The sequence below is a fragment of the Vibrio ziniensis genome (genome assembly GCF_011064285.1).
Lineage (GTDB): Bacteria > Pseudomonadota > Gammaproteobacteria > Enterobacterales > Vibrionaceae > Vibrio > Vibrio ziniensis.
The window spans coordinates 1095928-1108248 of record NZ_CP049332.1; the positions used below are offsets into that span (position 1 = coordinate 1095928).

Genomic DNA, 12321 nt, shown 5'->3' on the forward strand with positions numbered 1-12321 from the left:
CATGAGTAAAGGTGTATTTGTGTTAGGCGTGGACATCATCTGGAACAGTTTTCGGGGGGATGGTGCTCAGCTCAATATCTCGCGTCCACTGCGTGAAATCAACGTAGAGAAGTTCAAACGCCGCACATTAGGTGAGTCGGGCGATGTCAATCCGCAGTTTGACCACCCTATTCAGCTCGATTATCAGTACGCGCTGAAACTGGAAAAAACTGGCGCGTTAGTTCCGCGTCGTGAATACGAACTCAAGATGGAAATCAACCCGACCGACCCATTATCGGGCGCTATCGTAACGGAGTTGATCCCGATTGATGATGAAATCAAAGCCCACTTTAAAGCATCAGGTATGACCAAATAATGAGTCAAAATTCAGGAACTTACATTATCACTTGTGAGTATCCCGATTGCTCAAGTGGCTATCGTTTGGTGACGTTGGAAGAGATCTCCACTCAACTGGCGCCGCCTTATATGACCCTCGACCAACTCAAACAGGTCATGCCTGAAACAGTATTGTTTCTTGCACTCTGTTGGTGTTGGAAGAAGGTTCTCCACCACTAAAAAGGAAATCATTTTATGAAAACGTTGAATGTAACAAGTGTTGTCTCCGCTGTGTCTTTGGCTTTGGTTTCAGGTGCGGCTTCAGCTGCGGCGCCCGATGTCACAGGGGCGGTGGCGAGTATTGGTGAATTTGGTGTAGTGATTGGTACGCTTGGCGGTGCTTATCTGTTGTTGACCATTGCTAAAAAAGCGTGGGGCAAAATCGGTGGTTAATGGCGCCTTTGCTTGCTAATTCAAGGGCTGTTTACTCAGCCCTTTTTTGATCAATTAAGAGGGTTTAAGGATGGTTCATTATGACGTTAGAAATGTATGTCATTTGCGTATTTTTACTCGGCTTATTTGTGCTGCACTCCTAGTCTGGACACCGATTTGCACGGCATTAGAAGTTAAGGCCACTTGGGTACTGAAGACCGAAGACTACCGTGATTGCCTTATCATTACCGAAGAGGAAACGGCTACGGAGGCGTTGAAGGAGCAATGCAAAAGCCAAGTATATGAATCACTGACACTACCGAGTCCCGAAACCTATCATGTTGAATTTACTTCTGATCTTTACCAAATGAAGTTTTATTGGGGCAAGTTTTCTGCCTCCATTCGATTCGCCCGCTGGCAGCTCATCAATAGAAAATCCGCGCCAAATTGCAAGTCAGATCAAGCACCTACGTTTCCCAATACGTCGTGTGATCCCCCGATTCCAACCTGTGCCGATTCGGACATCCAAAAGGAATTTCAGCAAGCACAGTATGTGTGCCAGATAAATAACCCTAATAGCCAATTGTGGAATACCGATTACCGTTGGTCTTGTGAGGACGTTGAGGGAGAATCTCCAACCATGTCGTCAAGTTGTCACTATAACCCCAATAACTGTATTGTTGGCTTGAGTTGTAAAAGCGACAATGATTTACCCTATTGTGATCCCAGTAAAGAGGAGTGTGAACTTCCCCCGCAGAGCACCACTCCGTCAGACTTGCCGCCCATCGGTGGCAGCACCTACGATACGGTCGAAAACATTCCTAGCTTTTGTGATATGAATCCGCAGTTGTGTGAGAAGCAGCAACCTCCAGTAAACCGCGCTGAGCCCAATCCCAATCCCGTGAGAAAGCCGCCAATCAACTCCACATTATCGGCGGGTGACAGCGAGATTGTGCAAGAAATCTCAGTCACTAATCAGCATTTGGGCAATGTAAACGCCAATCTCAAAAACCTCGGTGGTCAATTGCTTGATCAACTGGCGCGAGGCAATGAGTTCTCCCAGCATCAATTGGGTGTGCTGCGAGAAATGCTTGAGTCACTGAGCCGAACTAAAGTGGTGATCCCGAATGAAATAGGAAACGACGGTAAACCTACGACAAAGCCGATGGCGAGAGCCGATTGTGACAAGTCTATCTTTGAGTGTCGCGGCGATGTCATTCAATGTGCCCTGCTCAAAGTTCAGTACGACAACACATGCACGGCTGACGAACTGGTGCAACTGGAAGAGGCGTTTAAAGGCATCAAGTTACTCAACAATGAAACGCTGTTGGTGCAGAGCGACATCGTTGATTACTCACGCATGAATCAAAAGTACCTCAGCGGCGGCGTTTCTTTTGGAGGCGGCGGCTGTCCTGCACCTGAGCGCATTTCGTTTCGTGCCTTTGGTGAATCCAAATCCATCGAGTTTAAGTTTGATCCCGCTTGTCGTTACGCCGAATTGTTAAGACCCCTACTTATCGCGTTCGCCTGGTTAACGGGATTGTTCATCATCGGACGGACACAAGGAGCCGTTTAATATGCAGTATTTCATCGGATTCTTAGCCACGGTGTTGGTTCCACTCATTCCAAGTTTGGCTAAAGGACTCGCCACCTATGTGGCGCTCTCGGTTGGTTTCTCGCTTGTGGCTTATACCGGTGTTTCAATGGCGATCGATTCGATTGCCGACTACATACAGTCGAACATGAACGGCGTGACACCCAAACTCGCGGCACTCATGGGCATGGCGGGCGTCGATACCTACATCAATGTGGTGCTCACCTGTGTGGTGTTCTCGTTTACGCTGAACGGCTTAATGTCGGCGACCGGCTATCGCCCTTCATGGCGTAAACCTATCGATCCCGCATAAGGAGACGAGCCAATGTTGCACGGTTTCAGTGGTGGGATGGGAACAGGCAAAAGCCTTAACGCCATCAAGTTTATCATCGAGAACGACAACTTCGCCGACCGCCCTGTGTACTATCACGGTATTCGGGTGATGCTGCTTGATTACAAGGTGTGTGACAGTTTTCAAGGCTGGCTGTATGGCGTCTATTTTCCAGCCAACAGTCACAACAAAGAGCTGGAATCAAAGCTGCTGCGCATTGAAACCGAGCAACGTCTGGCAACCCTTGAAGATTTTCCCTATCTGGCGTTTCATTACAAGAAACATGAGCCGTTTAAACAGTGGATGTACTGGTTTAAGAAACTCGCATCCCCTAAGCGACTCGCTGCGTTTAAAGAAGCGTTAGCGGTGCTCGAACTCGATGAAGAATCGATCACCTATCAGGACATTGAACACCTGAATCTGTCTTGGACGGCGTTTGATGATCCAACGGAGATCCACACACTTCCTGCCGGTTCGGTGATTCTGGTTGATGAAGTGCAAAACATTTGGGGCAACAGAACGGCGGGTAAAGCCATGTCGCCTGATGTGAAGTTCGTAACCACGCACCGGCACAAAGGCATTGATTTAGTCTACATCTCCCAAGACTTTAAAGATGTTGACCAAATCATCCGCCGGCGTATGCAGTATTACGTCCATTACGAATTCATCGGCGGTGATTGGCTGCATCGATATTTCCACATCGAAGGCTTTGACCCTGCCAACAAGACCGAACTAGCCAAGGCTGAGAAAGAGAAAGTCAAACGCGATAACAAATACTATGGCGTCTATCTCAGCTCCATCAAGCACACGCAAAAGGTCAAAATCGACCCGCAGTTAAAGAAAGGCATCATCGGCTTAACGGTCGGCATTTTAGGTATCAGCGCGGCGGCGTTCTACCTCTATTCGTGGTTTCAAAAACAGGTCACACCGGCTTCCGTTGAAACGGTTCAAAGCGAGATTTCAACCGCTGAAAGTACCGAAAATATGGAGGAAACAAAAATACTGGATATAAACACAGTATATATAGAAAAGTTTCTTCCAAGGCTCGATGCCCTACCTTTTTCAGCGCCGGTGTATGACGGACTAACGCACGAAGCCAACCATTATCCCGAGCTGACTTGTGTGATTATGCATGATGAATGCAGTTGTTTTACCCAGCAAGGCACCGCCTACGCATTGGAAGATCATGCCTGTTTTAATATCGCCCGCTATGGGTATTTTGACCCGTTTGAAGTCTCAAGCGACAACCATCAGCGCCGTAAAACTGCTCAAACTCGCTCTAATGGTGACAATGTCGTACTTAACAAAGGTGGGCTCTATTAATGAAACGCATCCTTGCCCTCGCCTTGTTGTGCCTCGCTTCCCGTGCCTTTGCCTTTGAAGCAAACCTTGCTGGTAAGACGCTCAATGAGTTCTTTATTATCTCAAGCAAAGTGTTTGATAAGACCATCATCGTTGACCCGTCAGTGAACGGTGACTTGAAGCTCTATCAAGCCTCGGGCGCGGCGAACTTTCGTGATGTGTGGTTCAGCGTTATGCGCGCTCACAGCCTCACTTACATCGAATCGGGTTCGGTCATTCGCGTAGACAAGCGCAACAAACTCACTGGTGGCAATGAAATCATCACGCGCACCTATAAGCTGCTCTATCTGACTGCTGATGATTTACTTGAACCGCTGAGAAAGTCCCTCGTAGTGCAATCGTCCGTGCTCGATGTGCCTGATGTGACCAATGTAGACAGTATCATTGCAGGCTCTGCACTGATGATCACCGCGCCCAAGTCCATGCACAGTGATATTGCCGAGTTCATTAATACGGTCGATAAACCACTCAAACAAGTGAAGATACGCGCTGTGATTGTCGAAACCGTTGACGGTGACTTACGAGATTTAACGGTCAATCTCGCTGCCGGTGCGGGTGCGATTAAAACTGCGTTCGATGGTTCAGCCATCGCGTTCTTGACCGGCTCGCCTAACTTTACTGCGACGAGTGACGACTTTAATGCGTTTGTGCGTTGGATTGAGTCCAATGACAAAACCGATATATTGAGCCGCCCTGAAATCAGTATCCTGCATGGTCACAGTGGATTGATTAGTGTTGGTCAGGAGCTGCCTATTATCACCGGCTCGTACACCACGGAGACTGATGGAAGCAACAAACCGTTTCAGACTATCGAGCGTAAAGACGTAGGCTTATCGCTTTGGGTTCAGCCTATGATTGGTTTGAATGGAGATATTAAACTTAGGGTAAAACAAGAGCTTAGTCGTGTTGATAAATCTGTGGAAGCCAGTGACATTGTCACGAGTAAGCGTCAAATAGACACCGTTCTCACGGTCAAATCCGGTCAAACCATCGCACTAGGCGGTATGATGGCGAGAGATTCGCAAACCGTCACCATGAAAGTGCCAGTTCTTGGTGATATTCCCTATCTAGGTGTGTTGTTTCGTTCTGACTCGGAGAAAACCAGTAATCGAACTCTTGATGTGGTGATCCATGTTGAGTAATAATTTTCTAAATATCAGATGTTTAACTCTAATACTTAACCACAAAATCTAACTAAGAAAGACCGCCTTAAGATTAAAACGCAAATTTTTAGAATTAAGTTGTATTTTCAGGTTCATGATATAAACTCAAATATTAAAAATTAAGCTATAAATAATTATGAGGGTTTTGTATGGCAAGAATTAGAAGTCCTAAACCACCCCTAGTTTTGATGGAACAATTTAAACCTCAAGAATTTATTCCGTTATTTGGACGTTATGGTGTGACTGATGAAAATGGTAACTACCTGCATTGGGATAAGTTTCAATGGAGAGTTCCCAGAGGCACTAATCCGGAATTAGCTTGGCTACTAACTAAAATGGCTCGTAATTCTATTTCTAAAAACTTGACCATATTGCACGCAAAAGAAAACACCAGTTTTAAATACTGTGTTCCAGATTCACTTTGGGCAATGCTTCACCGCATTGACACCGTAACAGGTGGTGGTCACAAAATTGGTGATAGCTCATTTATTACGAATAGAGAGAAAGATCGTTATCTAGTGAGTAACTTGATGATGGAAGAAGCTATTACATCTTCTCAATTGGAAGGCGCTTCAACTACTCGGAAAGTGGCAAAAGAAATGTTGGAAACCAATCGGACTCCCAAAGATATATCTGAGCAGATGATTTTTAACAACTACCTATTAATGAAAAGAGCAGTTTCATTAAAGGATAAACCTCTAACAATAGACTTGATCTTAGAGTTACATGAAATTGCTACATTTCAAGCCATTGACAATGGGGCTATGTCTGGCGAATTGCGAGAAAACAATGATATTACAGTTGCTAATATTTATAACGAGGTAGCACATACGCCGCCATGTCACTCTACTCTTAGAGATCGCTTAAATGCTCTGTGTGATTTTGCCAACGAAAGTCCTAATGAGGATGGCTCTGCTGAGTTTATTCATCCGATAGTCAAAGCTATTATTCTTCACTTCATGATCGGTTACATACACCCATTTGGTGACGGAAACGGAAGGACAGCAAGAGCGCTGTTCTATTGGTTCATGCTTAAATCTGGTTATTGGCTGTTTGAATACGTTTCTATAAGCAAACTTATTCAGGAGAAAAGAAGTGAGTACGATACTGCGTTTTTATATACAGAAACAGATGATTTTGACCTGACTTACTTTATTTATCACCAAGTCGACATCGTAGCGAGAGCTGTTAATTCTTTGCATGAGTATATAGAGACGAAGAAAAACGAGTTCTATCAATTCATGGAATGGATAGATAAAAGTCCAATTTCACAACGATTGAAACGGGGTTCGTTAGAGATCTTGAAAACAGCTGTCAAACAACCTGGCAGAACATTTACAGCTAAGGTAGTCTCACAAGATTTAGGGGTAAATGAAAATACAGCTCGTACGTACCTAAATGATCTTGTTGAGGAAAATTTGCTTTTACCTTCACATAAGAAAGGAAAACGAGGAATAACATACATAGCTCCTGTGGGGCTAAGAGAACAACTAAAACTCTGAACGAATGTCCCGTAGGGATAAGGGAGCGTCTTACGCGACCGAGGCACCAAGCCCCCACAAATGCTGAGTGTCTCGTGTCGTTAAATGGCGCGGAGCTTCCCTAGTCTTTTGATGGCATCAAATCCCCCCTTCCTGCCAAGCCAGACGACCTAATAACCTAAAACGCCAAACGTTGCTCATAGCTTTGCAGCATACGAATAGCCGCTTTCCATCTGACAGTTAAAGCGCATCACGGTTGAGTGTGTGCTCGGAACGAGCGCACGCACAAGCGTGATGCGCTTAAAGGAAAGGCAAAACCCCCGAATCTGTATTACGGGGGTAAATTCCACCTAACTATCGGCGTTCTCTGTTTTGGGGACTGAAATCGCTGCGCAGGACTAGGATATTTGCCAACGCTCTAGCGGTTTTCATTAAATATAAAGATGTCTTTCTAGTGGATTCAGATCCTTCGGTGATTAATGCAGCACCTAAAAGGATCTGTTGTGGTGTGATAAGTAAACCTGTGGGCAGTTCTAGCATTCCATTAGTAATCTTAAACTGATGCCAGTTTGCTTCTTTTGACGCATCGCGTGTTCGATACATGCGCATAAGTCTTTTGCATTCAGGTGGTATTGCTCTGCCTTTGTCCCACTCTTTTACAGTTTTTATGTGCTTAAAGCATAGTTCTGCTGTCTCTTCTATTGATAAGTTACATTCAAACTCTCTAAATATATGATTTTTAGTTATAAACATTCGTGTCATTATCTTCACAATAAAAAAAGACAGCCTTATAACTGCGATGAGTGGATAAATCAGCAAATACATAATATCTATGTTTGATTATGCGATGCTATTCATACATTCACTGTTATCTAAGTTCTTTAGTTTCTTTATCGATAAATATGTTCACTGATTCGATAGCTTCGCTTAAATCGTCAAATTCATCAGCTTCTTTTTCAATATTACTATGTGTAGAATTTGTACCCAAAATCCTGCTAATTGATTTAAATTCATGTTCTAATAATTCTGGTTTTACATTTTTCACTAGAATTTTTTTAATTAACTCTCTCCAAAAATTAATTTCTTTTTTATGTTCAACTAGGCGTTTAATTAGAATGTAACGTAATCGTTTATTCATAACCTTAAGTTCAGATAATTCTTTTCTGATGCCATCACTTATTTCTTTTGCAGACTCAAGTTTTTTATTTAAACTCTCGTTGTTATCTTTAATTTCCGCTTTATGGTTTCTAGTCTTATGATCAATATCATTTTCCACTTCTTTTAAGCGATTTCTAACACTATTTGTGTCTGATCTGGATTTAAGGTAGAAAAATCCATATATAATTCCATATATTAGCGTCTGCAATAAAGTATCTAATAATATTTTACGTAAAGGATTTTCAATATCTGAATCGGATTCAGTGTAAAAACCTAGTTCTTTTGCATTACTAAAAGTACAACAATCTAATTTATTAATATCTAATGGAATTAGAATCCTAGTCTTGCTATTAGGACTTATATTTGAAAATTGAAATAAATACTTATCAATAGGCAGTAAGAAGTTGTCTTTAGACTCTATTAATATCGGATTAGATACAGATATTAAATCTATATTGAAACTGTAATTAACAGTAAGAAATAGCCCGTCAATTGTACTTTTAGAATAATTTGTTATTTCTATTGGTTTGTAGTAATTTTCAGCTATCTTCATTGGTGAACCAAGCGAAATAAAACCATTGTTTTTATTTAACGTATAGTTTAGACCGAAATTAATAAAAAAAGTAATTACAGTTACTATTATTATATTCGTTATATCTTTTACCATCCCTATCCCTTAACCACTTACGACATGTCATTCCATTTCTGTATAATAGCCTTTAAAAATAAATATTTCATTTAATTGTTTTTGATTGAAGATTGGTTACGATTTGATTTTTGACTCAACGAGCATTCGTGCTAATGACCTAGAGTACTTAATGAGTTTGGAGGTTGTTTTAAGTTCTAGTTCTGATTGTATGCTTAACAAAGCTATACCAATTAAAATTTGTTGTGGTGCAACCAACTGACCTGTCGGTAATTCCAATTTATCTTTGATCATTGTGAATTGATCCCACGACTTATGATCACTGATTTGGCGCTTTTTCGCGTACCGCATGAGCCGTTTACATTCCGGTGGAATAGGTTTTCCATTATCCCACAGTGTGACCATTCTCGAACTTTTGAAACACAATTCTGCCGTTTCTCCGATACTCAGATTGCACACAAACTCTCTGAATATCTTATTTTTATGCATTTCGTGACAATCTTGGAGAATTAGTATATAAATACAACATATGATAAGTTATTGTTAAATAACGATTATTTGTCATAATCCAATATAATGCGTACTGTCTTATGGGTTCTAAACTAGCTGCCACAGCCCCGCAAGCCATTGAAATCGTTGTTAATCCTAGCCCGTTATACTTTTTTGCGATGTTCTGCCAATACAATTTTATTTGCGGATTTTCGTTTCTATCAGCGTGACAACCAAGCAAAGCCATCTCTGGGTCGATTCCTGCATTTTCCGCTAAAAAAACTGCTTCTGAATCAGAGATATAGCGTGTTCCTTTGCGCATTTCACTGATTCTAGACGGTTGCAGGTTTAAATCATGGGCAATTTGCTTGTCTTGTATGTAGTTTGCGCCTTTTTATCGGAATCTAACTAACAGAGTATTTTCATACATAAGCTAACTCCATACTAATTATTTTCATTGATAACGTTATCTCTAGTTACCTCAACTGGAATCTGGTTGGCTTAGTCATATGACACAATCTTCCACAATACTACTGTTCATATATGACAATGTAACAGTTATGTGCCTGTTTTAATTAGTTAGTGATTTAGTTCAATTGCCAATATGACAGGCGGAATTAACCGTATCTCTCATTTATATATATCGATAGTCATTTTACCGTTCAAGATCCACACATATTTTCAATAAAAGCTGTTTAAAGTCCCTCATATTTGGTGCTTTCAATGGAAGTAAGTAATCACACTGTCACTCAATAGAATTATCCACTAGCTATTTATCGGTTGTGAAACTTGTGTGTAATTTTATTACAAACATGACTTTTGATTTGTTTCTGTAGCATAATAGTCTGCACTAACATGTTGTAAAATAAAGTTAATGTATTTTTTTGTGACTTTGTCGGGGGGTTTGGGTGCGGAATCCTGTTTGCTTATAGGCAGATAAGCAAGTTGTAATTTTTATAATTAACTGTGTGGAAGAATTTAAATGAAAGTAAAAGTAACGTTGGGATATTACAGGTAATAAAAAAGGCACTTACGTGCCCTATTTGTTTGGTTGTTCTTGTTTCTTTGACTGTCTAATTTGCTCGGCGACAATTTTTATTGCTTGTGCAGTGCTGATACCTTGAGACATTAAACTTTGTATTTTCTCGACAGCTTCTTGTTGCTCTTTGTGAGTTAGTGGTGGGAAATCATCAAACATAAAAAAGGCTCCTACTTTAGGAGCCCTACTATAGTGAGTTGATCAATAACTCGCAAGAAAGTTAATGTAGGCGCCCATCGCGTTTTCATTTGTGTAGCTTGCTGCAATGTCTAGCTGAAACAAATTAAGCGGAGATATTCCTACCCCGGCTGTTAGAGTACCTTCAGTATTTTCATATGCTAGGTTTCTGTAGTAACCAGCTCTTAGCTTCAATTGACGCAATAAGTCGACTTCGCCACCAATTCGGATCATTTGTGTATTGTCGTCAAAAGCAGCATAACGTTTCTTTTCGTTAAGATCATAATCAACACTTAAAGTGAAGTAATCTGCTACTATACCTGCGCCTACCGTGTACTGAGGCCTCATTTCATACTGATAGCTGATATCAGGGTTTCCTGAAATAGATGATGGGATAGTTTTTGTTTCTATGTCTCGACTGATAAGATTATTTGCGGTCATACCAACTCGAAACGGACCATAAAACCACAGTGCGCCAGCATCCAAATTGAATACAGTCTTACCAGTGCCATTCTCTGCAACGTCGAATATGTTGTAATCTGCCAGACTTGCTTCATAAACATAGGTATATACGCGCTGGAGTTTTGGGGTGATACCAAATGCCATATGTTGGCCCATAAAGGTTTGGTATTTACCCAGTGAAATTCCCAATTCTGTTACAGCAACAGATACTGCATTAACAGTGCTATTTTCCGCTTTTTCAGCCGTACACTCAGCCGTGTTAGATGGATTACTACATGTATTTGCTATTTGCGGATTCACGAAGGTTTCTGTAAAAGCCTTCCCGTACACGTTTGCAGAAATGAACTGATTAGGTATAGCAAACGCGACTACGCCACCAATTTCTGCATTCAAGATGCTTCCATCAAGATTATCCATAGCGGTCTGGAGTTCGTCTATTCTTGATAAATCTTGGCTATCAAGGATATCTGTTACAGTATCTAGGTTATCGACCATATTATTTTGGTCGTTGTATGAGATACCTATACTCGGAAGTATCATTCCAACATCATCATTTCGTCTATAAATCGCGATTAAAGCCGGATTATAAAAAGGTGCAGTTAAAAAGTTACCTGAAACGACACCAACTCCTCCCATAGCGTCACCTCGTGCCTCGATAGCATAGTTAGCAGCGAACACAGAAGGTGTACCCAATAGAATAGACAGTGTGATTAGTTTGATTTTGTTGTTCATAGCGATATAAAGCAGTAATTCTTTCCAAATATAGCGACTGATTGTTTACTAACTTTAGCTATTCCTCTGAAGAAATATCGTATGTTTTACTAATAACTTGAGATATTTCAATAGAAATAGGTCCTTGCCAGCGTAGATGGGTCATTGAAACGGCAAGTATATATCTATCTGGTGATAGTTCAGTAGCCTCTAGGTTGGTTGGATAATCTGATTCGTATTCTTTTGACCAAACTTCTTTATATTTGCCGTCGATGTAGTCATAGACATTAATGTCTAGTTTCGGTAAAGGGCAAAAGCGATTTAGAAGTGCATTTTTATCAACTGTCCATTGATCTTTTGATGCCCATCTAACTGTTTGTTTGGCTTTACTCTCCGTGAAAATGACCCAGGTGCTCCAAGTGTCATTGTCTGATGTTGAAATGTCTAATCGATACAATCCCATTTCAGGCTTACTGTTTAAGTTGTATCTTTTGATGAAAGAAATGGTATTTCCAGTGACGTTGTCACGATTTATCTTGCTAAACGACGTATCTCCTGATAATGGCTTGTCAACCCACTGAGTCAGTTGAAGAGAGTTAATTTCTTTATGGCTCTTAGCATCAATCACAACTTGATATGCGTCCCTACCTGGGCTTCGTATATCAAGACGTCTTATGTTAATTGAGGAAATCCAGCTGGGAAGAGCATTTGCATCAAGCCCTTTACCACAATCGACGGTTAAAGCTTGTATCAATAAATCGTTTAAATGATTCTTTATGTTCTTGTTATGCTCGAGTTGCCATACTTCTACAAGAGAAGTGAACATATTTTCTAGATCATTATTTAAAAGGCGTTGATGAGCTTGCGTCAGTGGTGAATTGCTTTCAAACCACTCTACGCCATTGGCAGTTAATGGCACGCTAAAAAGCGTGCCTAATATTAGTGCTAATCTTCGCATTGA

Annotated in this window: 12 protein-coding genes and 1 pseudogene; 7 read left to right on the forward strand and 6 right to left on the reverse strand. The window is 41.3% G+C overall.

Annotated elements, in window-relative coordinates; translation table 11 throughout:
* Position 1: 1 nt before the first annotated feature.
* The 7 genes from G5S32_RS19890 (at position 2) to G5S32_RS19920 (ending at position 6699) form a co-directional block, all read left to right on the forward strand.
* Entirely contained in the window at positions 2-355 is a 354-nt protein-coding gene (locus tag G5S32_RS19890) for a DUF1293 family protein (RefSeq protein ID WP_165311357.1), read from the forward strand.
* A gap of 215 nt (positions 356-570) precedes the next feature.
* Positions 571-768: a major capsid protein gene (locus tag G5S32_RS19895; RefSeq protein WP_165311356.1), complete on the forward strand. Its 198-nt coding sequence runs from the start codon at positions 571-573 to the stop codon at positions 766-768.
* 70 nt (positions 769-838) lie between these two features.
* Positions 839-2323: a virulence factor TspB C-terminal domain-related protein gene (locus tag G5S32_RS19900; RefSeq protein WP_165313878.1), complete on the forward strand. Its 1485-nt coding sequence runs from the start codon at positions 839-841 to the stop codon at positions 2321-2323.
* 1 nt (position 2324) lies between these two features.
* Positions 2325-2654 carry a DUF2523 domain-containing protein gene (locus tag G5S32_RS19905; protein ID WP_165313879.1) on the forward strand — a complete coding sequence of 110 codons (330 nt, stop codon included), beginning with the start codon at positions 2325-2327 and terminating at the stop codon, positions 2652-2654.
* A gap of 12 nt (positions 2655-2666) precedes the next feature.
* Positions 2667-3995, forward strand: a complete 1329-nt coding sequence (locus G5S32_RS19910) for a zonular occludens toxin domain-containing protein (RefSeq protein WP_165313880.1) — start codon at positions 2667-2669, stop codon at positions 3993-3995.
* Complete coding sequence (locus G5S32_RS19915) at positions 3995-5176, forward strand: type II secretion system protein GspD (protein ID WP_165313881.1); 1182 nt, start codon at positions 3995-3997, stop codon at positions 5174-5176. The genes G5S32_RS19910 and G5S32_RS19915 overlap by 1 nt, the downstream gene beginning before the upstream one ends.
* 170 nt (positions 5177-5346) lie before the next feature.
* Positions 5347-6699, forward strand: coding sequence for a Fic family protein (locus G5S32_RS19920; protein WP_165313882.1), 1353 nt, complete (start codon positions 5347-5349; stop codon positions 6697-6699).
* Positions 6700-7032: 333 nt separating this feature from the next.
* On the opposite strand, the gene G5S32_RS19925 is transcribed toward G5S32_RS19920, so the two are convergent.
* From G5S32_RS19925 to G5S32_RS19950, 6 genes and pseudogenes are all read right to left on the reverse strand, one after another.
* The gene (locus tag G5S32_RS19925; RefSeq protein ID WP_165313883.1) at positions 7033-7440 is read right to left on the reverse strand and encodes a regulator; all 408 of its coding nucleotides are present in this window, start codon (positions 7438-7440) and stop codon (positions 7033-7035) included.
* Positions 7441-7546: 106 nt separating this feature from the next.
* A complete protein-coding gene (locus G5S32_RS19930) occupies positions 7547-8503 on the reverse strand; it encodes a hypothetical protein (protein ID WP_165313884.1) in 957 nt (318 codons plus the stop codon).
* Positions 8504-9053: 550 nt separating this feature from the next.
* Positions 9054-9350, reverse strand: a pseudogene (locus tag G5S32_RS19935) (DUF3693 domain-containing protein); the annotation flags it as partial.
* Positions 9351-10010: 660 nt separating this feature from the next.
* Entirely contained in the window at positions 10011-10169 is a 159-nt protein-coding gene (locus G5S32_RS19940) for a YoaH family protein (RefSeq protein ID WP_165313886.1), read from the reverse strand.
* 42 nt (positions 10170-10211) lie between these two features.
* Entirely contained in the window at positions 10212-11381 is a 1170-nt protein-coding gene (locus G5S32_RS19945) for a conjugal transfer protein TraF (RefSeq protein ID WP_165313887.1), read from the reverse strand.
* A gap of 58 nt (positions 11382-11439) precedes the next feature.
* Entirely contained in the window at positions 11440-12318 is an 879-nt protein-coding gene (locus G5S32_RS19950) for a DUF2861 family protein (RefSeq protein ID WP_165313888.1), read from the reverse strand.
* Between the last annotated feature and the right edge of the window lie 3 nt (positions 12319-12321).